Annotated in this window: 19 protein-coding genes and 7 pseudogenes; 19 read left to right on the forward strand and 7 right to left on the reverse strand. The window is 60.5% G+C overall.

Annotated elements, in window-relative coordinates; genetic code table 11:
- Nucleotides 1–40 precede the first annotated feature (40 nt).
- Nucleotides 41–760 (forward strand): GDSL-type esterase/lipase family protein, encoded by a 720-nt coding sequence (locus MTX19_RS13540; RefSeq protein WP_280984024.1) that lies wholly within the window; start codon nt 41–43, stop codon nt 758–760.
- A 406-nt stretch (nt 761–1,166) separates the two neighbouring features.
- On the opposite strand, the gene MTX19_RS13545 is transcribed toward MTX19_RS13540, so the two are convergent.
- The 3 genes from MTX19_RS13545 to MTX19_RS13555 all read right to left on the reverse strand — a co-directional run bounded on the left by MTX19_RS13545 (nt 1,167) and on the right by MTX19_RS13555 (nt 3,569).
- The gene (locus tag MTX19_RS13545; RefSeq protein WP_280984025.1) at nt 1,167–1,304 is read right to left on the reverse strand and encodes a hypothetical protein; all 138 of its coding nucleotides are present in this window, start codon (nt 1,302–1,304) and stop codon (nt 1,167–1,169) included.
- A gap of 310 nt (nt 1,305–1,614) precedes the next feature.
- Entirely contained in the window at nt 1,615–2,397 is a 783-nt protein-coding gene (locus MTX19_RS13550) for an enoyl-CoA hydratase-related protein (RefSeq protein WP_280984026.1), read from the reverse strand.
- An 83-nt stretch (nt 2,398–2,480) separates the two neighbouring features.
- A complete protein-coding gene (locus MTX19_RS13555) occupies nt 2,481–3,569 on the reverse strand; it encodes a LacI family DNA-binding transcriptional regulator (RefSeq protein WP_280986023.1) in 1,089 nt (362 codons plus the stop codon).
- 285 nt (nt 3,570–3,854) lie between these two features.
- On the opposite strand from MTX19_RS13555, the gene MTX19_RS13560 reads away from it, so the two are divergent.
- The 8 genes and pseudogenes from MTX19_RS13560 to MTX19_RS13595 all read left to right on the forward strand — a co-directional run.
- Complete coding sequence (locus MTX19_RS13560) at nt 3,855–5,090, forward strand: CoA transferase (RefSeq protein WP_280984029.1); 1,236 nt, start codon at nt 3,855–3,857, stop codon at nt 5,088–5,090.
- A 54-nt stretch (nt 5,091–5,144) separates the two neighbouring features.
- On the forward strand, nt 5,145–6,419 hold the full coding sequence (locus MTX19_RS13565; protein ID WP_280984030.1) for an extracellular solute-binding protein: 1,275 nt from the start codon (nt 5,145–5,147) through the stop codon (nt 6,417–6,419).
- An 18-nt stretch (nt 6,420–6,437) separates the two neighbouring features.
- Complete coding sequence (locus tag MTX19_RS13570; protein ID WP_280984031.1) at nt 6,438–7,394, forward strand: sugar ABC transporter permease; 957 nt, start codon at nt 6,438–6,440, stop codon at nt 7,392–7,394.
- Entirely contained in the window at nt 7,391–8,245 is an 855-nt protein-coding gene (locus tag MTX19_RS13575; protein WP_280984032.1) for a carbohydrate ABC transporter permease, read from the forward strand. Before MTX19_RS13570 ends, MTX19_RS13575 begins: the two co-directional genes overlap by 4 nt.
- A gap of 14 nt (nt 8,246–8,259) precedes the next feature.
- Complete coding sequence (ugpC, locus tag MTX19_RS13580) at nt 8,260–9,357, forward strand: sn-glycerol-3-phosphate ABC transporter ATP-binding protein UgpC (protein WP_280984033.1); 1,098 nt, start codon at nt 8,260–8,262, stop codon at nt 9,355–9,357.
- On the forward strand, nt 9,354–9,920 hold the full coding sequence (locus MTX19_RS13585; protein WP_280984034.1) for a MaoC family dehydratase: 567 nt from the start codon (nt 9,354–9,356) through the stop codon (nt 9,918–9,920). Before ugpC ends, MTX19_RS13585 begins: the two co-directional genes overlap by 4 nt.
- A gap of 76 nt (nt 9,921–9,996) precedes the next feature.
- Entirely contained in the window at nt 9,997–11,157 is a 1,161-nt protein-coding gene (locus MTX19_RS13590) for a hypothetical protein (protein ID WP_280984035.1), read from the forward strand.
- A gap of 44 nt (nt 11,158–11,201) precedes the next feature.
- Nucleotides 11,202–11,408: pseudogene (locus MTX19_RS13595) on the forward strand (dihydrodipicolinate synthase family protein); the annotation flags it as partial.
- A gap of 35 nt (nt 11,409–11,443) precedes the next feature.
- Here MTX19_RS13595 and MTX19_RS13600 read toward each other — a convergent pair.
- The gene (locus tag MTX19_RS13600) at nt 11,444–12,667 is read right to left on the reverse strand and encodes a glycoside hydrolase family 88 protein (protein ID WP_280986024.1); all 1,224 of its coding nucleotides are present in this window, start codon (nt 12,665–12,667) and stop codon (nt 11,444–11,446) included.
- Between the two features lie 475 nt (nt 12,668–13,142).
- Nucleotides 13,143–13,304, reverse strand: coding sequence for an acyl-CoA dehydrogenase family protein (locus MTX19_RS13605; protein ID WP_280984037.1), 162 nt, complete (start codon nt 13,302–13,304; stop codon nt 13,143–13,145).
- A 376-nt stretch (nt 13,305–13,680) separates the two neighbouring features.
- Here MTX19_RS13605 and MTX19_RS13610 point away from each other — a divergent pair, with 376 nt between their 5' ends.
- The 7 genes and pseudogenes from MTX19_RS13610 (at nt 13,681) to MTX19_RS13640 (ending at nt 20,217) form a co-directional block, all read left to right on the forward strand.
- On the forward strand, nt 13,681–14,934 hold the full coding sequence (locus MTX19_RS13610) for an ABC transporter substrate-binding protein (RefSeq protein WP_280986025.1): 1,254 nt from the start codon (nt 13,681–13,683) through the stop codon (nt 14,932–14,934).
- Between the two features lie 80 nt (nt 14,935–15,014).
- The gene (locus tag MTX19_RS13615; RefSeq protein ID WP_280984038.1) at nt 15,015–15,884 is read left to right on the forward strand and encodes a branched-chain amino acid ABC transporter permease; all 870 of its coding nucleotides are present in this window, start codon (nt 15,015–15,017) and stop codon (nt 15,882–15,884) included.
- Nucleotides 15,881–18,382, forward strand: a complete 2,502-nt coding sequence (locus MTX19_RS13620) for an ATP-binding cassette domain-containing protein (RefSeq protein WP_280984039.1) — start codon at nt 15,881–15,883, stop codon at nt 18,380–18,382. Before MTX19_RS13615 ends, MTX19_RS13620 begins: the two co-directional genes overlap by 4 nt.
- 133 nt (nt 18,383–18,515) lie before the next feature.
- Nucleotides 18,516–18,824, forward strand: a pseudogene (locus MTX19_RS13625) (hypothetical protein); the annotation flags it as partial.
- A 243-nt stretch (nt 18,825–19,067) separates the two neighbouring features.
- A pseudogene (locus MTX19_RS13630) lies at nt 19,068–19,310 on the forward strand (hypothetical protein); the annotation flags it as partial.
- A gap of 60 nt (nt 19,311–19,370) precedes the next feature.
- Nucleotides 19,371–19,934 (forward strand): annotated as a pseudogene (locus MTX19_RS13635) (multicopper oxidase domain-containing protein); the annotation flags it as partial.
- Complete coding sequence (locus MTX19_RS13640) at nt 19,915–20,217, forward strand: copper-binding protein (RefSeq protein WP_280984040.1); 303 nt, start codon at nt 19,915–19,917, stop codon at nt 20,215–20,217. The pseudogene MTX19_RS13635 and the gene MTX19_RS13640, both read left to right, overlap by 20 nt.
- A gap of 665 nt (nt 20,218–20,882) precedes the next feature.
- Here the strand turns inward: MTX19_RS13640 and MTX19_RS13645 are convergent.
- Nucleotides 20,883–21,284 (reverse strand): type II toxin-antitoxin system VapC family toxin, encoded by a 402-nt coding sequence (locus tag MTX19_RS13645; RefSeq protein ID WP_280984041.1) that lies wholly within the window; start codon nt 21,282–21,284, stop codon nt 20,883–20,885.
- Nucleotides 21,281–21,517 carry an AbrB/MazE/SpoVT family DNA-binding domain-containing protein gene (locus MTX19_RS13650; RefSeq protein WP_280984042.1) on the reverse strand — a complete coding sequence of 79 codons (237 nt, stop codon included), beginning with the start codon at nt 21,515–21,517 and terminating at the stop codon, nt 21,281–21,283. Before MTX19_RS13650 ends, MTX19_RS13645 begins: the two co-directional genes overlap by 4 nt.
- A 461-nt stretch (nt 21,518–21,978) precedes the next feature.
- Here MTX19_RS13650 and MTX19_RS13655 point away from each other — a divergent pair.
- From MTX19_RS13655 to MTX19_RS13665, 3 pseudogenes are all read left to right on the forward strand, one after another.
- Nucleotides 21,979–22,155, forward strand: a pseudogene (locus tag MTX19_RS13655) (integrase core domain-containing protein); the annotation flags it as partial.
- 159 nt (nt 22,156–22,314) lie between these two features.
- A pseudogene (locus tag MTX19_RS13660) lies at nt 22,315–23,867 on the forward strand (ISL3 family transposase).
- Between the two features lie 51 nt (nt 23,868–23,918).
- Nucleotides 23,919–24,038: pseudogene (locus tag MTX19_RS13665) on the forward strand (SOS response transcriptional repressor); the annotation flags it as partial.
- Between the last annotated feature and the right edge of the window lie 194 nt (nt 24,039–24,232).

Consider the following 24,232-nt stretch of genomic DNA (forward strand, 5'->3'; position numbering starts at 1 on the left):
CGGCGGAGAAGGAAACGCCCAAAAACTGAGCGAGGCAGTGATGACGAGGCGAATCTTGTGCTTTGGCGATTCCCTCACCTGGGGATGGATCGCCGTTCCGGAGGGAGCGCCAACGACGCGGTTTTCCTTATCCCGAGCGTGGACGGGAGTCATGGCCTTAAAACTTGGGCCCGACTACGAAATCGTCGAGGAAGCCCTGAACGCGCGCACGACATCGATCGATGATCCGGTCGATCCGCGCCTGAACGGATCGGCCTATTTGCCTGTCGCGCTGGCAAGTCACTTTCCGTTGGACCTCGTCATTATCATGCTGGGGACGAACGATACCAAGAGTTACTACCGTCGCACGTCCTATGAAATCGCCGTTGGCATGTCGAAACTGGTCTGCCAGGTCCTCACGTCGGCCGGCGGTCTGGGCACAGTCTATCCCGCACCCAGGGTGCTCGTCGTGGCGCCGCCTCCACTTGGTCCTCTGACCGATCCCTGGCTTCAGGAAATGTTTGACTGCGCGCGCGAAAAGATGTTGGAGCTCGCAAAGCAGTACAGGGCGCTTGCCGGTTTCATGAAGGGCCGGACCCGGAAGTGGCAGGCCGCAACAATCTGTCCACTTTTTCTCCCGGGGCCAATGCAAGCTCAGTGTAGACCAACACGGGACAGTAGTCGGGGTGACGCCAGCCGACGTAGACGCGGACCTGGCAATTGGCAGTTCGGGGCCAAAGCCTGGCATCCGCTAGAGCGGACGCCGTCAAGGCTTATCTAAACAGATGCGCTACGATACGCTGCATCGCCGAACCCACAGAAACACACGCTTCAGTATGGGCCGCCGCTTTTTGGGCCATCATGGTCTCCCAGGGACATGACTACTGAGGACCGTTCGTGACTGGCCCATTTGCGGAGCACTTCTGGTACACGTTGAGAGTCCTGAACTCAGAACCGATGGAAATACGATTCAAATCTTCTGAGCGAAGGATCAAATTCGAAGATGTGGGTTGGGTCTGTCCTTGCCCGACGCACCGCAAACGAGCAGAATAAGTTGGTCTTTTTGTGCCGGGCGTTTCGCTCACATTTATAACGCTGCATGAAGTCTGCGAGCTTGTGTAGGATTTGCCTGACAGAGTGGTGATCGATTGATCTGCCGCGTGGGCACAGGCATCGGCGTTTAGCGCCTATGCGCCCCAGAAAGACTTCGGAATCTCCGCGAGCCGTTTCACATCGGCGATAGCCGGGCGTGATCTGATCAACATCGTGGCGGACACATCGACAATAAGCGCGATGATTATGCCGGTGGCGTATTTCATGCGCATGGCAACTCGCCCCTTGCTATCCTAGTTATTCGTCGCGGTCACGTTGTTCACGAAAATCGCGTTTTCCGACTCCGCCCGCAAGTGCATCCGGCGCGCCATCTGCAAGCATTGACCTAGGTCAAACGCGCCAAACGGTCGCAGGCCTCTCGTGCCTGCGCGGCAATCGCGCGGCGCGGCGCATTCTGCTCTAGATCTTGGGAGCTCTAACAGCCCCCAAATCCATGGCACTCGCGCGCAGAACCATCTCTCGCGATAACGGAAAATCGAAGGCGCGCTTTGCGCCGCCCTTGGGCTTCGGAATGTGTGAACTTTACTTCCCGCGGTAATTTGGCGGTCGCTTCTCAAAGAAGGCGTTCATCCCCTCCTTTTGGTCCGATGTGGTGAAGGCATGCCGGATGGCTTGCCGCTCGAATTCCAGTCCGGCATCGAGCGTAGTTTGGTAGGATGCAAGCACGGCCGCCTTGGCGAGTTCGGCGGAGCGCGGCGGCTTGCGCGCGATGATTTCGGCGATTTCCAGCGCCCGGGCCAGCGCTTTGCCGCCGTCAGTGACTTCGGCCACAAGGCCTGCCTGCTGGGCGGCGCGTGCGGAGATGGGTTCTCCAGTTAGGATCATCAGCATCGCAAGGGATTTACCGGCAACCCGCGTCAAACGCTGGGTTGCTCCGTCGCCCGGCAATATCCCGATGTTGATCTCAGGTTGGCCGAACACAGCGGTTTCGCCGGCGATCACGATATCGGCCAGCAACGCGAGTTCGTGACCGCCTCCGAAGCAAACTCCCTCGACGGCCGCGACTAGCGGTTTGGGGAAATTGGCGATATCTCGCCAGGCCGAGCGTCGGGCGGGATTGTCGATGGCCCCAAAACCACGCTGCTGCATCTCCTTGATATCAGCGCCGGCGGAAAAGAATGCTTCGCTTCCGCAAATCACGACACAGCGGATATCATCATCCAACGCGGCATTACGACACGCGGCTGCAAGCTTTGCGATCAGATCATTGTTCAATGCGTTACGTTTGGAAGCCCTGTTCAATGTCAGCAAAAGCACGTGTGGGCGGGGAGATGTCGAAAGAATGAGATCCGGCTTCGTGTTCAATGCTGACGCTCCAGAGATCGTCGAGGCAGCCATTTACACTGAAATCGTTTTCCGAAACAACCATCCCGCTTGAGGGAGTTTGCTTATCGGATCTTCGTTCGCGTCCGCTTCGCGGACCGTTCATTTACCCGCGGCGCGGCCGTCGATGACCGCATCACCAGTCGATACGGCAACAGGACGCTCTTGGGAACAGGTCTGCCCGCGATGGCATTGATGAGATAATCGGCGGCGCCACGGCCGATTTCTGCAGCGGGAATGCTGATCGTGGTGAGCGGAGGGTCCACTTGCGCCGACAGCTCCACGTCATCAAATCCCGTGACGGAAAGGTCCCGCGGCACGTTTAAGCCCATTTTTCTCGCTTCGGCCATGGCGCCGATGGCGAGCGTATCGGTTGTGCAAATCACAGCGGTCGTTTCCGGATGGTCGGTAAGCAACTGACGAAGCGCGCCGCGCCCTTGAGCGAGGGAGTGATCGGCCCTGATGATCTGAGTCGGCCTAAGCTGGATGCCGACTTTGGACAGGGCTCGTTGAATTCCGTCAAGCCGTGCACGCGAACGATCGTTTGAGGGAGGAATGTTGGCGATTGCTCCGAATCGAATATGGCCGAGCCCGATAAGATACTCGGTCATTTCGTGGGTCGCGCGCTCGTTGTCGACGCCGATCGCTGGAATGCCGCCGTTGGCCTTGGAAACATAGGTGGTAACGACCGGAACGCCGGCCTGTGCTACCAGTTCTCTCAACTCCCGTCCGTGAGAACCTCCGACCAGTACAATGCCGTCAATGCCGCGTTGAATCAGGCTCTGCACCTCCTGCAGTTCTCGACGCTGATCGTATTGCGAGTTGGCGATAAAAAGCGTGTACCCGCTTTCGCTCAAACGATTCTGCAGCGCTTCCACGCCTTCCGCAAAGATGCCTAGGCCAAGGGTGGGAACGATCGCGCCGATCGTGCGCATACGTCCTGATTTCAATGCGCGGGCTGCACTGTCAGGCGTATAGGAAAGATCGGTGATGTATCGCATCACCTTGTCGCGCAGTTCCGGCCTCACAATTTCAGGATGGTTCAGAACGCGTGAAACGGTCGCCGGCGAGACGTTTGCCTTCCTGGCAACATCCTCGATCTTCACCCTGGCGTGCGGTCGGACTTTGGGGTCGGTAAATGATTTCTTTTCCATCGCATGTGCTCGAACGCCCGAAGCGGGCCGCGTCGATATCCAGAGGAGGTTAGATCACTTGCAGCGCAGGTATCGCAAGCCAAGCGCGCACGAGACGGGTGCTGCGTTAACGCACTGTGTGCGCGATCCCAATCTATATCAAGCGGAGTGCCTGATACGCTGGCTCTTTCGCCCGGCCGCGGCTTGACGCGCTTGACTTCGTCGATCGCCGGTCTATCCTGAAAACGATTTCAGTAAGCGGATGTCGCCGCTTGGCCGCGGAAATAGAAAAGGCAAGCAAAGCGTATGGTCGATCTTCTCAAGGGCATCCGGATCCTAAGCTTCAACCACTTCCTGATGGGTCCCGTTGGCGTGCAGTTTCTCGCCGATCTCGGCGCAGACGTTATTGCCGTGGAGCCGCCCGATGGCGCGTTTCAGCGGAAATGGGGAGGGGCAGACAAGCAGGTCGATGGCCAGACCATGTTGCTTCTGACAGGCAATCGCAACAAGCGCGGCCTGACGCTTGACCTCAAAAAGAGCGAGGCAGTTGCCGTAGCCAGGAAGCTGATCGCAACATCGGACGTGATCGCCGAGAACTTCCGGCCTGGTGTTTTGGACAGGCTTCGGCTTGGCTATCAAGATGCCAGGAAGATCAAGCCCGATATCATTTATGCTGCAGCGTCCGGATACGGTTCAGACGGGCCGTACGTCAATCGCCCCGGTCAGGATCTGTTGATGCAGGCGTTGTCCGGGCTCGCCATGATCACCGGAAGCCGCGAGCACGGGCCGCGCGCCGTGGGCGTTTCGGCGATCGATCACCATGGGGCGGCGCTGTTCGCGGCCGGCATCCTTGCGGCATTGGTGAGAAAAGGGCGCACGGGCCAGGGATGCCGGGTCGACGTCAGCCTGCTGTCTGCTGCCCTCGACCTCCAGATGGAATCCTTTACCTGCTACCTCAATGGCCGGAGGCCCGACGACGTGCGTCAGCCGGGACCTATCGCTGGATGGTACTACGGCGCGCCTTACGGCATCTATGCCACTCGGGACGGACATATCGCGCTCTCTCTCGGATCGCTCGACGTGTTGGCCGATGCACTGGAACTCCCTGCCGATCAGCGTGTTCCGGACAGAGAGGCCTATCGCAGACGCGAAGAAGCAACGGCGGCAATCGCGGCCAATCTCGCCAAGCGTACGACGTCGGAATGCCTTGCGCTGTTTGAGGTGCGCGGAATATGGCACGCGCCCGTCAACGACTATGCGGACGTCGTGGCCGACCCGCAGGTTATTCACAACAAGAGCTTCCAGGTCGTAAAGGGCGCAACCGGGTCGCCGATCACGCTCGTCAGCCATCCTGTCCGTTACGACGGCGAGGTTCCGGAAGTGCGTTTGCCGCCACAGGCATTGGGAGCGCAGACGCGTGAGATCTTGAAGGAGATCGGGTACGGTGAGGCCGATATCGACGCTCTCGCGGCGAATGGAGTCGTCGGCTTACCGCAGCCGGAAGACCGCGGACGAACGGTCAACAGTGGTGGCAGCCGTTAGGGGGCCGGTTACGCTGTACAAACGGAGGAAGCAATGCCGAAGAGGAAAGGTCTGGTGCGATTGCTGATGAGTGCTGCACTGGCGGTCGGGGCATCGTCGTGGGGCGCCGCCGCGCGAGCGGAGGAAACGCTCAACATCTGTCATGGCGGCCATCCGATCATGGTCGCGAGCCAGAAGATTCTCGACAAATGGGCGAAGAAGGAGGGCGTCAAATTGACGACGACGCTTATCGCCTACGATGTCTACGTGCCCAAGGTCACGCAGATGCTGACGACCGGAAGCGCTCAGTGCGATATCATCTGGCACAACGACGATTGGGGTCAGCTCTGGAAGCAGTATCTGGTCACAACGGACGATGTCGCCGGCATCAGCAATGTGGAGAAACAACCGCTCGACGCTTTCTGGAACGATCAACACAAGCTCACGGTCGTTCCCATGGCCCATACCATCGGCACCTTCTTCTACCGCAAGGACCTTATTTCCGATGCCGAGGTGCCAAAGACTTTTGCCGATATGGTCCGAGTTGGCCAGAAGCTGCAAAAGGAAGGCAAGGTCAAATGGGGATATGTCGGCGGCATGTCCTTCAACAATACATGGTTCACACTGTGGTGGACTATGTGGAACAACGGCTGCGATATCTTCAAGCCAATCTACGAGCGGGACAACAAGGTGCTCGCCGCCAACGGCTGGACCTCGATCATCGACCAACCCTGCCATCAGCAGATCGTCGATTTCTGGTGGGACGCGCTGCACAAGGACAAGATCGCACCTGAGGCAAACACGACCTATGGACGCAACGAGGCGAACGCCATCTTCATGGCAGGCGATGCGGCGATGACGGTCGCCGATTCGACCTTCTGGGGCGATTACAATGACAAGAATAAATCGCGAGTGGCCGGAAACATCGGCATGGCTCCGTACCCGGCCGGCCCCGGCCGTGGCAAACCTATTACGTGGCTCGACATCTGGGGCTGGGCGATTCCGAAATCCGTGTCGCCCGCGCATCAGGCCCTTGCCAAGAAACTGCTGGGCGAGATGCTCACCGACGAAGATGGCCAGGTGCAGATGTGGAAAGAAACCGGCGGGCCTCCGCCCGACGTCAAGGTCTGGGACCACCTGGCAGCCAGCGATCCGGTATTTCGCAAGCTGAAGGAGGTCGACTTCGACCAGGATCACGCGCATTCAGCCTACTACTTCGCCAACTGGCCGAAGGTGCACAAGGCTTACTCGGACGTAGTGATCAAGGCGCTGACCGGAAAGCGCGAGGACATTCCTGCCGTCCTCAAAGAAGGCGCCAAGTCGGTGCACGACGCAGCCGTCGCGCAGTAGCGCACGGCGCGACGTCCGATGACGAAGACGCATCCTTCCTCTGCCACCGACGGTCTGGCGCCCGGCACGGTGCCAGGCCGGCCGAGTGCGGGGCCGTGGCTCGGCGAGAAGGAGCGTTTCATGCTTCTTCTCATTGCGCCCGCCGGCATCGTGCTTGTGCTGTTTCAGATCGTGCCGATCATTATCGGCGCGAATGCAAGTTTTCGCGACTGGCAACTCTTCAATCCGGCCCAGACCTGGGTCGGTCTCCAGCATTATCTCTACATACTCAATGATCCGACATTCCTGACCGTTGTCTTGCCCAATACCTTTCTGCTGATGTTCTTTTCGGTGACGCTGTCGCTCATCGGCGGACTGGCGCTGGCGCATTACCTCCACCGGAATTTCGCGGGTCAGTGGCTCATGCAGACCGTCATTCTGCTGCCGCAAATGATCGCCCCGGTCATCAGCGCCATGATGATGCGCTGGATATTCAACGACCAGTTCGGCGTGGTGGCGGCGTTCCTCGATTGGATCGGATTGGGGCCGATCTCATGGCTTGCGCAGCGTTGGCCGAGCTTTTTTATCGTCATCTTAACTGATGTGTGGATCTGGACGCCTTGGTTCGCGCTGATCCTGCTCGCCGGGCTGCGGAGCCTGCCACGTGAGCCGTTCGAGGCGGCCGAGATCGATGCGGCGAGCGCCTGGCGGACGTTCACTCACCTGACGCTGCCGATGCTGCGGCCGGTGATCGCCGTCTGCGTTCTCATCCGCTCGATCGACGCCTTCCGCACGTTCGATGTGGTCTGGATTCTCACCGGCGGCGGTCCGGCGCGCTCCACCGAAGTTTTCAGCATCTACACGTATATGGAGACCTTCGTGAACCTCGATTTCGGGCGCGGCTCGGCGGCCGCGATCATCGGGGCGCTCATCATTTTGGTGGTCGCCGGCGCCATGTACAAGGTGGCCGGCCGAGTCACGGATGTGTCGCGATGACGATATTGCACACGAAAGAGTTCGACCGTCGCTACCGCTGGACCGATGCTTTGGCTCCGGGCGGCCGCCGCGCCTTTCTTTCGCTGGCGACGATCGCGATCGTTCTTCTGTTCCTCGGGCCGATCGTCATCCTGGTGGTCACTTCGCTTCGTCCGGGCTGGGCGGTCTTCTATGTCTACCGCGGTACCGATTTCACCCTGCAAAATTACCGCGACGTGCTGGCGACCGAGGCGGTTATGCACGCCTTCGTCAACAGCTTCCTGGTGGCAACGCTGGCCACCATCGTCTCCATCGGCGTCACGGTGTCGAGCGGCTATATGCTCTCGCGCTTTCGTGGACCGATCCCGCGAGCCTGGTTCGGCACGATCTACGTGTTCCGTACCGTGCCCTACATCTCTTGGGTATTGCCGCTGTATCTCGTCTGCTACTACCTTGGCATCTACGACACCTATGCAGGCATCCTGCTGCCGCACATTGCCGTTCACATCTGCTTCTTCTCGTGGATCATGAAGGGATTCTTCGACGGCATCGATCCGTCGATGGAATATGCGGCGCTGATCGACGGCTGCACGCGCTGGGGAGCCTTTCTGCGCGTCGCCTTGCCTTCGGCGATCCCGGCCATCGCCGCGCTCGGCATCCTCTCCTGGCTCTACACCTGGAATGAGTTTCTGTTCGCGTTGATCCTCACTGGTCACAACACCGCGCTGATCACAGTGACGATGGCCCAGTTTGTCACTGAGCTCGGTACCGCCTGGAATCTGATGAGCGCGATGGCAGTCATGGCCATGGGGCCGGCCATCATCATCACCATGTTCGCGCAGAAATATGTGATCCGCGGCCTGCGGATCTGAGATGGATCGTCATCATGGCCCAGGTCGTTCTCGAAGAGGTCAACAAGGAATACGGCAGCGTGCGCGCCGTCGTCGACGTGAATTTGACGGTGGCCGACGAGGAGTTTGTCGTGCTGGTCGGACCCTCAGGCTGCGGCAAGTCGACCACCTTGCGAATGGTCGCTGGGCTCGAGGAGATCACCCGCGGCGTCATCCGCATTGGCGAGCGGGTGGTCAACCGGCTGCCGCCGAGGGATAGGGACATCGCCATGGTGTTCCAGAACTATGCGCTCTACCAGCACATGACGGCCTACGACAATCTCGCCTTCGGACTGCGGAACCGGAAGGTGCCGGAAGCCGATATCACGAAGGAGGTTATGCGCGCCGCCGCGGTCCTCGGCATCGAGCAACTGCTGAGCCGCAAGCCGCGCGAGCTATCCGGCGGACAGCAGCAGCGGGTCGCGCTCGGCCGCTGTATGGTCCGGCATCCGCAGGTGTTCTTGTTCGATGAGCCGTTGTCCAATCTCGATGCCAAGCTGCGGGCGCAAATGCGCATCGAGCTGAAGCGACTGCGCGAGCGCGTGGCGACCACTTCGATCTTCGTCACCCACGACCAGGTCGAGGCGATGACGCTCGGCGATCGCGTCGTCGTCATGCTCGATGGCCGCATCCAGCAGGCCGCAACACCGCTCGAAATCTATAACCGGCCGTGCAATCGCTTCGTCGCCGGGTTCATCGGCGCGCCGGCAATGAACTTCCTGTCTGTCGAGCTGCAGAACATCGATGATCGCTTGCACGCCGTAGCCGAGAACTTCCGCATTCGCGTGCCGCAAGATCGGGTCGGCGAACTCGCGCGCAGGCGTGCGCCTGACGTCGTGTTGGGCGTGCGGCCGGAGCACGTGCTCATGGGCGAGCCGCGGCCGGAACATGGCACCGGCTTCGACGCCTGTGTCGAAGTGACGGAGCAGCTCGGTGCCGAGCTTCTGGTCGCAGTGCGTGCGGCCGGGGCCACGGTGCTGGCTTCGCGCATCGACGCCGAGACGATGCTGGCGCTGCACCAGCCATTGCGTCTGTCGCTGGATCCGCGCGGTTTGCATTTCTTCGACCGCGAAAGCGGCGAGGCGATCAGGTGAGAGCAGCTGGCGAGGGGAGGAGAGGTCGCGCTGTCGGGGATCTGGATTGGATGAGCGCGACGCGCCCAAAGAACCGAATGTGGAAAGGCAAGACAATGAGTGCAATCGGAGCGAAGGTGGGGGACACCGTCAGATTCTCGAAAACGGTCGGCGAGTCCGACATTTATCTCTTTGCGGGGTTGACCGGAGACCTCTCGCAAAATCACGTCGATGACGAGTTCATGAGCCATTCGATCTACGGCAAGCGCATTGCGCATGGTGCGCTGATGGTCGGCTTCATGTCCACCGCTTCGACCCGGATGATCGAAGAAAGCCTGCGCAAGGGTATCGATTCGACGCCGGTGTCGCTCGGCTACGACGGGGTGCGGTTTCTCAGGCCCGTCTATATTAACGACACTGTGACGGTGACCTACACGATCACCGAAGTCGACGAAGAGCGGCGCCGGACGCTTGCAAGTGTCGACGTTACCAATCAGCGGGATGAGCTGGTTGCCGTCGGCAAGCATCACCTCAAATGGACGCGCAATGCGACGGAGCGGCCCGGATCGGGATCGGCCGCTTGAGGGGCGGATCTCGCGATCCCCGAAAGAAAAGGCGGTCGCAGTGACGGCCGAAAAAACGACAATCCGGGAGAAGATCGTGAACTCGAGCAAGTGGCGCTGGGCACAGGCCATCGACCGCATGCGGGAGCGGATCGATCAGACGCTAGGCGTTCTGCAATCGGAATTCCCGCACTGGGCCGATGCTGCAACGGGCAAATGGACCACGACGGTCGACGGGGATTGGACCGGCGGCGCCTGGCCCGGTATGATGTGGCTGCTGGCACGACGTACCGGTGATGCAAAATACCTCGATGCGGCCCGCCTGTGGAGCAGCCGGCTCAGGCCGCGCGCGCACTTGCAAACCGCATTCAAGGGCTTTGGATTCTATTACGGCGTTGCGCTCGGCGATCTCCTGTGCGGAGACAAGGATGCCGCAGCGCTGGCGCTGGATGCCGCCCAATCCTTGAGGAGCCAGTATGATCCGAGGCTCGAACTCATCCCGCTGGGTGGCGACGCCGAGGAATCGGAGGGCGTCGGCAACTCATTTAGCAGCATCGATTCGCTGCAGGCCGTGCCGCTCCTGTTGTGGGCGGCGGATAAGACAGGTGACCCGTCATTCGCCGATGTCGCGGCACGACACACCACGCGGGTCCTTGACATTCATATGCGGCCTGAGGGCTCGATCATCCAGTCGAGCGAGCTGAATCCAGCGAACGGCGATGTCGTTCGCCATTTCACTCACAAGGGGTTTAGCGACAACAGCGTCTGGGGGCGGGCGCAGGCTTGGGGACTTGTCTATGCCGCGATGGCGTTCGCTCATCGCCCGCAGGAGAAGCGCTGGATGGAGCAGTTGCTTGCCGGCGCCGACTGGTGGCTCTCGCACGTGCCTGCCAGCCTGGTTGCGTTCTGGGATTTTGATGATCCGGGGATTCCCAACACCGAAACCGATACGGCGGCCACCACCATCGCCTGTTCGGCCCTGCTCAAGCTCGGGCGGCTCGCACCGTCAGCGGAGCTGCGCGCGAAATATCACGACGCAGGCGAACGCACGGCGATCGCACTTATCGACGGCTACCTGACACCTGTCGGCAATAAGGACCCCCGGCCGCAGGGCATGCTGGTCGGCGCTTGTTTCAACAAGCGTCGCGATGCGCGCGTGCGGGATTTTGCAACCAATGCCGAGACGATCTTCGGATCTTACTATTTGTTCGAGTCGCTGAATGTCCTGGATGGACTGATCGAGGCTGAAAAGATCTAGCTTTACGGATTGAATAGTTGCGCATTTATCGTGGAACTTCGTTGATGACGAAATCAGAAATTCCGGTTTATAGCCGGCTGTTTCCGGTCGCGCCGACGCCGTTCACCGAATCCAGTGAACTCGACCTTGAAGGCCTGCGTCGCGTCTTGGACTGCATGATCGACCACGGCATCGACGGCATCTGCATTCTGGCCAACTATTCCGAGCAGTTCCTGTTGTCGGATCAGGAACGCAACGCACTGGTCGATCTCTGCCTGTCGCATGTGGCCGGCCGCCGACCAATCGCTCATGCGAAAACCGGCACCTCCGCCAGCGCTCGGAATTTGCCGGGCAGCATGACCCGGCACAGGGCCTCGTTAAAAAAGAAGTCGCCAAACATGGTAGCGCTGCGCACGCCTTCATTGTGGGGCTTCGAATAGCAGGAATTCTTCAAGAGCCCACGATGCGAAGATTCTCGTGCGAACTCGTCGCGGCACAGTGCTTCCAGCATGGCCAGGCCCCGTTCGGTCCATGCTGAAGCAGCGGCGGCGCCCGGATGCAGCCGGCCCATCTCCAGCAGGGCTGATGAAACCACGGCCGCTGCTGCCGTATCCTTGATGTCGGCGTCAGTTCCCGTTGCATCGAAATCCCAGGGGGGCACCTGCCGTCCGGCAAGGCGCTTCACATAATAGTTTGCAAGCTGCTCCGCCAGCAGAAGATATTTGCGTTGGCCGGTCTCCCGCGCGGAATTGACATAGCCGTAGATGGCCCAGCCCTGACCGCGGCTCCAGGCGGATTCGTCGCTCGCCCCCTGGTAGGTATAGCCGCGCTTTCGTTCGCCGCTCACAACGTCGTATTCCACTGCATGGTAGGTCGAATGATCGGAACGGATGAAGGCTTTTGCCGTCATGTCCGCATGCGCCTCGGCTGCCAGCCGATAGCTACAATCGCCGCTGTAATTTGTTGCCCAGTACAAAAGCGACAGGTTGGCCATCGTATCGATGGCCGAACTGCATCGCCCACGCAGATCGTTCAGCGGACCCCATGCGGCGAGATAGGCACCGCTGCGTGTGGTCATGATCCGCGCCCGCAGCTTGTCGGCTGCGGTCATCGCGATATCCGCATACCAGTTGTCCCCGGTGATCGTGTAACCCGGAATCGCGCTGCTGTCGAAGATGAAGCCGATGTCATGGGTGTTGGGATCTTCGGCGCGCTGTGCAACGAGCCGCATGCGCTCGCGCGCCCAGGTCAGGTATTTTTTCTCGCTGGTGTGGAGATAGCATGCAAGCAGCAGACCTACCCAGAAGCCGCACAGCCAATTGCCGTGGCTCCAAGCCTCACCGGTGTAGCCGGCCGACAGCGACGCGGGCAGCTTGATCCATGAACCGTCAGGCGCCGTCACATGCGGAAACTCGACGCCGAGCGTCGGTTCGTCCTCGGCCACTTTCCGCGCCATGATGTCCAGCACCTCGGTGAAGAGCCGACGCCGGGCAGCGGTGATCTTGATCGGGCTGATTGAGGTGTCCGGCATGCCTGTTTCCCGATAAGTAGAGTTGGGAGTGGGGCTCGCGCGCTTGGTGAGTTAGGGTGAGAGCGAAGCGGGAGTCGAGCGACTTGATTTCAGAGCCGTAATCGTGGTTCGCGACCGGCAACGAGCAACACGAAGCTGCCAGGTCTGTGGAGCAAAAGGCGAAGGATCGATCCTACCGGTTGTCGGTTGGACCCCACGGGCATTGCTTTTCTTACCTCGTCCATCGGCATGCGGGGTGGGCGCTGAAAACAACGTCCTCCATATCGTCGAATGAGATAACAGGCGAGCCCATTTTTGGCAGGTCGTCCCGCGCCGAATTTGTGCTGCGATGCAACGAAAAAGGGCGGACTATTTATCTGCGAAGGTGCTTGGGCGTCGACAGTCCGCGGAGGACGGCCTCGCCGGTGTGCCCCGCTTCAAGCATCAAGCCCGCGCTCCGAAATCGGCATTCGTCGCTTTTCGCGGTGTCGACATCTCATTGCGCCGGGAGTTCGCGTGAGATGATCATGCGCTGGATCTCCGATGTGCCTTCCACGATCTCCAGCACCTTGGCATCGCCAAAGGCCCGCGAGACCGCGAACTCGCTCATGATGCCGTACCCGCCGTGGATCTGCAGCGCCTGGTGTGCTGCTTCCACGCGCGCTCGGTTGCGAGCAGCTTTGCCATCGCTGCCTGCTGATGAGGTCGGCCCCGGTTAGTGCGAACCGCCCTTGGCGATCCACAAGGCTTGAGAACCTCGGCCAGCGCTCTGGAAGTGTACCACCTATGCTGCTGCACGACCTAGCCTTTAGCATCGAACGCGGATCGGGTGCCTTTCGTAGAAAACGATTTCAGGATATGGTTTTTCAGGAACTTTCCGGAGACCGATTTCTTGGATTTTTTCGTGGCTGCCATGCGCGCAATGCGCGGCTGCCTAGGTGGGTCGAAAAGCCTGATCCACCTACACCTGCCTCCGCAACGATGCCTGAAACCCGCGACGACAAGCGGTTCAAACTACAACCAGGGAGAAGCTCATGAAGATCAGCAAGGACAATAACAAGGGGTTCGGCATGACCCGCCGGACACTGCTGGCGGGGGCGGCCATCGGCGCAACCCAAATCGCGGCGCCCTTTGTCATCACGGCGCGGGCCGCGGAAGCAATCAAGATCGGCATTCTTCTGCCGAAATCCGGACCCTACGCGATCCAGGGCGAGACGGGTCACAACGGCGCCCTGGTCGCCGTCGACGATTTCGGCGGGCATGTGCTGGACCGGCCGATCGAGATCGTCTGGCTCGACGAATCGAGCCCGCAATCGACCCAGCAGAACATGCGAAAGTTGATCGAGGAGGAGAAGGTCGCCGCGATCCAGGGCGGAGTATCGAGCGGCGATGTGCTTGCGATCATGCCGGTCGCCGAACAGGCGAAGATGCTGCTGATGGCGACTGGGCCGAACGCGACCGAAATCACCGGCAAGAACTGCAACAAATATACCTTCCGCGTCGATCTTCCGAACAAGGTCACCGTGCACAGCGTCTATCCGCAGCTGAAACAGCGCGGGAAGAAGTGGTATTTTATCGTCGCCTCCTACGCTTGGGGCATCGACGCCTACAATCAAATGAAGGACGTTCTCGTCAAGGACGGCGGAACGGTGCTGGGATACGATCAGGCCCCGCTCGGAACGACCGACTTCAGCTCCTACATTCTGAAATTGCGCCAGGCCAAGCCGGATGTCCTTTATGTCGGATTGGGCGGAACCGATCTCACCAACATGCTGAAGCAAATGCATGAGATCGGGCTGACGCGGCAAATGGGGCTGTCGTCTCCGATTGTGAACGACAGCGACTTGTGGGCAGCCGGCCCAGAGGCGGCGTTCGGGACTTATCCGAAACTGTGGAACTATACCGGTCCGCACCTCACCAAGCGCAGCGCCGAGTTCGTCGACGCCTACAAGAAGAAATTCGGCGCGCCGCCGGAAGTCGAAGGCTGGCAGGACTGGTTCGGCATGACAGCGATCTTGACGGCAATCAAGGAAACCAAATCGACGGATTCGGCGAAGCTGATCGCCTTCCTCGAAGAACACAAATTCGACGGCTACAAGGACGCGCCGATCGGCTTCCGCAATTTCGACCATCAACTCGTGCAGCCGCTGCTGGTCGCGACGGTGAAGGAAAAGATAACCGACAAGTACGACTACTTTGATATCGGCAGCGAATATCCCAACGATCCCTCCCAGCTCGACGCCGCCTACGGCACCAAGGCCGAAATCGGCTGTGTCTTCAAGAGCTGACCGGGCGTTTTCGCTGTCGAGCCGGCGTGGCGGCAAAGGCCGCCTTGCCGATTTTTGACCCAAGGCGAGACGGAAATGGCATGACCGATCTCATCATCTCGCAGGTCGTCAACGGGCTCGTGCTCGGTTTCCTGTACGTGCTGATTGCGATCGGCCTCTCGATCATTTTCGGGATGCTTGGCGTGGTGAACTTCGCCCATGGCGTCTATTTCGCGCTGGGCGCATATTTCGCGCTCTCCTTGCTCGACAGCCTGGGCCCCTGGGCGATCATGCTTGCGCCGCTCGGGGTCGCGATCATCGGCATGGTTATCGAAACGACGCTGATGCGCCCCCTCTACGGCAAGGAACCGCTGCTCGGCCTGTTCATGACCTTCGGCATCGCGCTGTTTATCGAAGAACTGATCCGCACCATTTGGGGTGCGGCCGGACGGCCGTTCAATCCGCCGGCCTTTCTCTCGGGCTTCATCGTCTGGGGGCCGGTGCTCGTCACAAAGTATCGCCTGTTCGTGCTTCTGGTGACCATTCTCATCCTGGTGGCGCTCTGGCTGTTTCTGCACAGCACGCGATATGGCCGCATCATTCGCGCCGGGAGCCGCGATCCCGAGATGGTGAGCATGCTCGGCATCAACCTCAAGCGGGTCTTTACCGCGGTATTCGGCCTCGGAACTGCGGTTGCCGGCATCGCCGGCGTGCTCGCCGCGCCGCTTTGGAGCGTGGTCCCTTCGATGTCGGAAGCCGCCATCATGCCGGCCTTCGTCGTCGTCACGATCGGCGGATTGGGCAGTTTCGGAGGCGCCATGATCAGCGGACTTCTGGTCGGAATATCGGTTGCGCTGTCGATCCAGTTCTGGCCGGCGGCATCCGCAGCGGTGATGTACGCGCTCATGATCGTCGTGCTCTTGATCCGGCCGCGCGGCCTGCTCGGCGAGAGCTGGGAGCGATTTGAATGAAGCGTGCTCGGAAATGGCTCCGGCATCCCATTCTGATTGCCGGCATTGTGTTCGCGGTGCTGCCGTTCATCCTGCCGAGAATCGGCTCGACCACAAGCCTTGCGACGGAGATCGCGATCTACGCGCTCTACGGCCTCGGCTTTAACCTGCTGCTCGGATACACCGGGCTGGTCTCGTTCGGTGCATCTGCATTTTTTGGCGCGGCAAGCTATGCCGCGGGCATCGCCGTGCTTCACCTGTTCGACAACATGTACCTGTCGATCGTCTTCGGCACTTTGACCGCTGGCGTGCTCGGCCTCGTGATCGGGCTGCTCATCTTGCGGCGACGCGGCATTTATTTCTCGCTGCTGACGCTGGCATTCACCCAATTATTTTACGAGATCGCGTTCAAGTGGACCGACGTGACCGGCGGCGAGAACGGTCTCCAGGGCATTTCGCGATCCAGTTTGGTCTCGCCGCTGGCCTATCACTATTTCGTGGTCTCAATCGTGCTCTGCGGCATGTACGCGATCTGGCGCATCGTCCACTCGCCGTTTGGACGCGTGCTGCAGGCGCTGCGGGACAATGAGCAGCGCGTGCGCTGCCTCGGCTACGACACCAAGCGCGCCAAGCTTGTGGCATTTGTCGTCTCCGCAACCGTGATCGGGCTCGGCGGAAGCCTGCTGACCTTCCTGATCCAGAGCGTCTATGCCGACAACCTGAACTGGCAGCATGCCGGCGACCCGGTGATGATGACCATTCTGGGCGGCATCCATCACTTCCTCGGTCCAACCTGGGGAGCGGTGATCTTTACCGTGCTAAGCGACCAGTTGAGCTCGATCACGGAGCACTGGTGGCTGTTCTTCGGAGCGATCCTGATCGCCTTCATCCTGCTCTCGCCCGAGGGCGTTTCCGGAATCTGGTTCCGGCTGACAGGACGAAGACACTGGAGCTTGACCGCGGAAGAGATTCCACCAAGACCGCGGGGGCTCAGGAGCCTGCTTGACAGCGAACCCGCGGCATCTGCTGCCGGAGACGATCTGGTCCTCGAGGTCCGTGGCTTGTCGAAGCGGTTCGGCTCGCTGGTCGTCGCCGACGAGGTCCATCTCACCGTCAAGGCGCGTACGCTGCACAGCCTGATCGGTCCAAATGGCGCCGGCAAGACGACATTCTTCAACATTTTGACCGGGCTGTTGCCGAACGACGGCGGCACGCTGCGATTCCGCGGCCGCGACATCACGGATATGCCAGCGCACAAGCGCATCGACGCCGGGCTGGCGCGATCCTTCCAGATCGTCAGCGTTTTCACCAATCTTACGGTTTTCGAGACCGTGCGGGTCGCAGCGCAAGCGCATTCGCGATATCGCGGCTCGCTCTGGCGTGACGCCTATCGCTTGCCTGGCGTCTGCGAGAAGGCATGGACGCTGCTTGCCACCGTGGGGCTCGCCGCGCGAGCGCACGAACTGTGCGCCAACCTTGCCCATGGCGAGCAGCGTCTGCTCGAAATCGCGGTGGCGCTCGCGACCGACCCCGAACTGCTGCTGCTGGACGAGCCGCTGGCGGGGCTGGGCGACGCCGACCGGGAGCGGATCGGCAGCCTGGTCCGCGAACTTTCCCGCAGCCATACCGTGCTGCTGATCGAACACGACATCGATCGTGTTCTGTCGCTCTCCGACCGCATCACGGTCCTTCATCAGGGCCACGTCATTGCGGAAGGCGAGCCGTCCGCAATCGCCAACGATGCGGCGGTGCTCGAGGCCTATCTCGGACGTCACGGCACTCGCCGCGCGCAACAGCCGTCGGGCAAATTGGCAGCGGCCGTGCGTCCGCCGCTGCTGACCTTGAGGGGCGTCGACGCCGGCTACAAGGCGAGCCGTATTCTGCACGGCATCGACCTCGAGGTGCGGGAAGGCGAGGTGGTCGCGCTGCTTGGGCGCAATGGCGTCGGCAAGACGACGACACTGCAAACCATCATGGGCGTACTCAGGCCGACCGGGGGCACTATCACATTTGCCGGCGCGGACATCACCTCGCTGTCGCCGGATCGTGTCAACCGTCACGGCATCGCCATCGTGCCGGAGGGGCGCCGGATATTTCCGAACCTCACCGTCGCGGAGAACCTTGCGCTGGCGCAGCGCGAGGGAGGCTGGCCGCTCGACGACATTTATCGACTGTTCCCCAAACTGCGCACGCGCCAGGATGCGCGCGGCGAGAACCTCAGCGGCGGCGAACGACAGATGCTGGCGATCGGGCGCGCCCTGTGCGCGCCGCAGCGGCTGATCCTGCTGGACGAGCCGTTCGAGGGTCTAGCGCCCTCGGTGGTTGCGGAGGTGCTCGCTGCGATCGAACAACTTCGCAACAGGACCAGCATCCTGCTCGTCGAACACAAGGTCGACTTGGTGCTCAATTTCGCCGACAGAGCCTACATCATGGTCAACGGTCAGATGTCCTATGTCGGCGACAGCGCGGCCCTGCAAAATGACGCCGAGACTCAAACTCGGCTGCTCGGCGTCGGATGACGGAGAGCGGGCGGGAACGGATGGTTTGCGCCGGTCCAACCCGATTCCGGGTAGAACTCTAACCTCGATGGGGCTCGCCAATAGCGAACGATCGGGCGGGACCGCCGCAACGCTGGCGCGCTGCGCTCTGGCCATGGTTGCATTCGGATTGTTCCTGATCGCAGGACCCGTCGCTGCGGTCGGACTGACGCCGCCGCAGGCGGCCTCTATACCACCGTATCGATCTTCCCGCCGTCGGCGGACTCAATGACCGTGTGCTACGGTTTCGTCTGCCGGCGCCGCGAAATCCTGAACTTCACGCCAGCGGACGGCCCTCAACAAGATTCTCGCCGCGGGACACAGCTCGGCTGCCGCCGAGCGGGCTGCCGTGCAGAGGGCCGTGATCTGGTTCGACCGCCGCATGGGGCCGATCATCGGCACCGACAAGCGCGTCGCGAAGGCTCCGCGCGCTCGAACCCCCGACGCCTCGGATGCATCGATCTGCCAACGCTGAAGCGCGCCTCTGGTTGGATTTTCTGCTGCAAGCCATTGATCTCCAATGCTCGGATTTTGACTCAGGAGATGCCACCGGCCATCATTCAAGCCGACAACTGGAACGCCCCGAGTTCCTCGGCGGCCACGGTCGCCGAACCGACAGAAGACCGCCGCGGCCTCACCGGCTCCGCCCGACTCATCGCCGACATCTATTCAGCTCGATCAGTACGCGTTTGACACGAATAAACGCAAGCTCGCCATCTCGAAAACTCTCTCCCTCGCACAGACGGCGCCGGGTGAGTTTCAGAACCTGCGCGAAACCGGCATCATGCGGTTCACCACCCCGATGGAGATGTTCGACCGCGATTCCCCGGGCCACTACTTGCGCCTCATTCGCCGCGTACGCACCTCGGTGAATGCCCTTGTTCCGACGACCGAAGGCATTCGCGCAACGTTCTCGAACACGGGTATCTCCCGTGTCATCATTGGCGGAGATTCATTTCAGGCGGCGACCGTGCCGGTCGGCGCCATCAGGGCCGTTGACGTGGTCGCCGACAATCCGGGTGACTGGGCATTCAATTGCCACAAGGCGCATCACACCATGAACGCGATGGGACACGACGTGCGCAACCTCATTGGTGTGTCGAAAAAGGATCTGGCGCGCGCGGTCGGAAAGCTCGCGCCAGATGCCAAGGTTATGGGCTCAACCGGCATGGCAATGGGCAACATGGAAATGCCTGCACCCGATAATACGTTGCCGATGATGACCGGTAATGGCCAGTTCTGGCCGATCGAGATGGGCGGAATGTTCACCGTGATGAAGGTCCGCGAGGATCTTGCGCGCGACGATTACCGCGATCCGGGTCCCTACAAACACCCGCAAGGAACGGTTGCCTACCAAGTGGAAGCGCCTCCATCTGAACCCGCCCGGCAGGGTTCGCCAGGCGCGGCCAAGCCAGCGGCAAAGGACAGGGGCGGCAAGCCGATGCAGATGAAGAACAGAAGATGTAGCGCGGCGATTAAAGGCAAATTCGGAACACGTGAAGAAGGAGAATGCCATGAACAGGATCATCAATAATGCACGCGCACTGCTACTCGCTGTGGCGTTTCTTGCCACGTCGGCGGCCGCGCAGGACGCAAGCATCAATGGGGAAGTCAAGAAGATTGACCAAGGCGCCGGCAAGATCACGCTGAAACACGGCCCGGCGCCGAGTCTTGGCATGGACGAAGGGATGACCATGGCCTACCGCGTCAAGGACCCCGCAATGCTCAAGCAGGTCAAGGTCGGAGACAAGGTAAAGTTCGAGGCCGACAACGGGGATAGCGGCTACACCGTCACAAAGTTGCAGAAGTCGAAATAGATGTTCGTGCGCATGGTAGCGCAACCGACACAGGACGGCTTTTGCTTGTGCTCGGCGTCCAACGACGTCGAGCGCAAGCGGAACTGGCCCATGAACCGACGCTAAATTCGCTATTCCGAGCTTGTTCAGGCGTTCGGCCCCATGATCTCGATCCCGATGGAAATTTGCTGGTCATTTCCGATCCGGTTCGGGGGCTTTATGGAGGATAGTCATGAGCAGGAACAAGTTTCGAAAAATTCGAACAGTGTGGATGGTAAGCTCGGCCCCTCCAAAAGCCGACCCCCTATGAATCATTGAAAAATCGATTCGGGAATCCTGATAGCTCACCAAACCGACGAATCTGCCAAAGTAGTGCTAAGACGACCCCCCGACTTCGGCGATTCGAAAGTAGGGACTGTCTTGGCTCCCCACTCGGGATTTCTGTCTAGTGCATCGCCGTTGGTCGTGAGCCCAATTCGAGCTACGAGTCTCCGTGGCACGTAACATCAATTATCAAACGGGATATGTAAGACATATTGTGAGTCGGCTTGAAGTTCGTTTTGAGTCCCAAGCATAGATCTCGACCGAAATCCGAGTTTCCTCGCAGGATCGATTCGGCGACCGCGCGTTGTCTGAACGGCCATGCACCGCGCTTCGTTCTCGGCAGCGATAGCTTTTGGTGCTTTTCAATCAAGCCAGTTGGTGACTTTTAAGCCACGGGCTCGTTTGAACTCGTCGGTATTGGCGGTCACGATAGTCATGCTCAATGCGGAGGCGTGCGCAGCGATCAGGAGATCGTTGCTACCAATCGGCTTTCCGGCAGCTTCCAGTTCTGAGCGGACAACCCCGTATTCTGCGTCGGCGGGAACATCGAAGGGCAGCACGGGGATCTCGCCAAGAATCTCCTCGACGGCTTTGGTGAGCCGTGGCGATCCGGCCTTCGCACAGCCGTAGCGCAGTTCGGACGCGACAATGATGCTTGTGCAGACATTGGCCTCGCCAACCTTTGCGATCCGCTTCGCCACCTTGCCTTGCGGATTTCTGACGAGGTCGGAAATGATGTTGGTGTCGAGCAGGTAGCGCGTCACAGCACACGTTCCGGCTTCGGCGCAGGATCGTCGATCTCCGGGAAATGCTCGGCAACGGGCGTCATCGTTTTGAGAAGGGCAAGAAGCCCGCGCTTACGCAGCGGCTCGATCACGAGCCTGTCGCCGTCGCGAAACATGGTCGCTTCATCGCCCGGCATTTCGAATTCCACGGGGATGCGGACCGCCTGGTTGCGGCCATTCCGGAACAACCTAACGTGTCTCCGCTGGGTCATCTTGTTATCTCTCAAGTGCCTTATCTCCGGCTGGCATATGCCAGCAACATATGCCAATCAAGCACCCATCACAAGCCCCCGGTTCTGTCAGACCAGTTCGCGTCGCGGGCAGAGTATGGACGCTGCTCAGAGGACGCCTAATTCTCTGGAGAATCGGGCACGGGCAGCCGCGGTCAGCCCTCCTCTGCGGCGATCGGGCCGCAGGCCAGTCCAACCATTCGCAAGAACCGATTGCGATGAGAAGCAACCGCTCATGGTGCGGCCTTAGATTCTGTTCTGATAGACTCGCTATTGGCTTAAAGGGACTCGTCTCTGCTTTAGGGCACACAGAAAACAGCGGAGCCTGTTCGGCGCGCAGACGTGCGCTGAGAGTACGGTGGCCAGCATTCAAACGGGGAGGGCGGCCCGAAGCTCCTCCGCCGGCGCCGTACTTCCGCCTGAGGGGCCTTGCACTCGTCGGCTCGATGGGGCGGCGCGGCAATCCGTACGACAACGCCAAGGCGGAGAGCTTCATGAAAACCATGAATGTCGAGGCGGTATATCCGATGGCATACGAAACGTTCGAGGACGTTATCGAGAACCTTCCCCGCTTCATCGATGAGGTTTACAATAAGTGTAAATTGCACTCCGCTCTCGACAGTTCGAGGATCAGCACGCCCCGCAGAGCGTCAAATCAGCCGCCTGACCCTGTCCGGCCCCAGGGGCCCACTCCAGAACGGCGTCCAATTTTGGCTCTGACTCACTTTTGATGCAGTTTAGGGGATGTCTGGCGCATTGATTGGGGGAGAATCAGCGCCATGCAGCAAGCACTCCACCGCTCCAGTCTGGTGCCGCGTGGGTTTGCTGTAGAGAGTGCGTACTACGAAGGAGATAAGGCCGTTATGCGGTCCGGGCGTCCGGAAGCGTTGGTCTGTGTCCATCTTGCGGAACGGCTTCCCGACGTGTCCATAGCCGGTATCGACGACGCGTGACCGATCTGCCGCTCTCAGGGCGGATGGTGCAACTCCTGGTGATCGCCCGCCGCTTCCGCTGTGACGCCGTCCTGTGCGGGCGCCAGATCTTCACTGAGCGCTTTGCCGAAGGGGTGCTGGCCTCGTCGGCGCGACGCACGGCGAGGCTCGACTCTATCGTCCATCACCTCGGTCTGGCGCTTGGCGGTCGACAGGCGGCAGGATTCGCAAAACGGCTGATGCTGCCAGTGCGCAAAGACACGCTCCTTCGCGTAGTTCAGCGCTGGAGCCGTCCGCCGGCTGGTTCGCTCCGGGTCATCGGCATTGATGATTGGGCCTGGCGGCGCAATCACAGGTACGCCAGCATCATCTGCAACCTGGAAAGGCGCCGGATCGTCACGCTGCTGCCAGACCGGGAGCCCGCGACCGCGCAGGCCTGGCTCGCTGCGCATCCCACGATCGCGATCGTTGCCCGTGACCGTGGCGGGGGATATGGCGAAGCGGCAGCAAAGGCCCTGCCGCACGCTGTTCAGGTCGCCGATCGTTGGCATCTGATGGAGAACGCCAGTCGGGCTTTCCTGGATGCCGTCCGCAAATCGATGCGGCAGATACGCACCGTTATCGGTGCGACCACGATCAATCCCAAGCTGCTCACAGCCGCCGAGCGCCTCCGGTATGAGGGCTATCTGCGCCGCGAGGAGACCAATGCGGCCATTCTGGCGCTGTCGAAGAACGGCCTACCCATCAAGCAGATCGTGCGGCAGACTGGCCATAGCAGGAAGCTGGTGCGGCAGGTGATCCGCGGCGAACTCACGATGTTTTCCGGATCCCGCAAAGTTCGTTGGATTTGCATTTGCCGTGGCTCGACGATCAGTGGGCGTCTGGCTGCCGAAACGGGGCTGAACTTTGGCGCCGCTTAACGGCGCGTGGCTTCCGAGCTCGCTCCGCGTCATCAGCGAATGGGCGACCCGCAGACGACGGGCCGAAAGGCCGACGCACAAAACCTTCAGCGGATTCCGACGGCCAGAACGATCGCGCGCCTGATGACAATCGGCCGCGACTTGCTCACGAAAGCGGAGACCGTCACGGTCGCAGCAATCGAAGCCGGGGCACCAGCCTTGGTCGAGGCGCGCGAGCTCATCGCCGCATTCCACTTGATGATCCGGCGCAAGGCTGAGGCGGGCCTTAGCCCATGGATCGAGCGCGCCCGCGCCAGTCTCGTCGCCTCGTTCGCCAGCGGCGTCGCCAAGGATGAAGCGGCGGTTCGGGCGGCAATCGCTTCGCCCTGGTCCAACGGACAGACTGAAGGTCAGATCACCCGCCTCAAGCTGGTCAGACGTCAGATGTACGGTCGCGGGAAAATCGATCTGCTTCAAGCCAGACTAATCGGCGCAGAATAATCGGAGCTGCACCAAAATTGCGTCAGAGCCAATATTGCAGGCCGAATGACACCCTCGGTTCACCAGATGGTACTCACACTGGAACGCGAGGGCTTCATCAGAAGGCAGCCGAGGGCCCCCCGCAGCATCGAGCTCCTCGTTGATCCGCGCCAGTTGCCGGAGCTACTCTAAACAGCAATCCTACTTGTCAAATTCACTGTGCAGCGGTACTAGTCCTGTCGGGCGGATCGCGCGGGGATCATACGAATGCGCGGTGCTGAGGCCGCAGTGTAGCCAAAGCCGTTTGAGCCGCTGCCGCGCGAAAGCCCTGCTTCAAATTGCGACGGCCGGGCGAACGCAAATATAACTTCGTGAATGCCGCTATT

The organism is Bradyrhizobium sp. ISRA464, assembly GCF_029910095.1.
Taxonomy (GTDB): Bacteria; Pseudomonadota; Alphaproteobacteria; order Rhizobiales; family Xanthobacteraceae; genus Bradyrhizobium.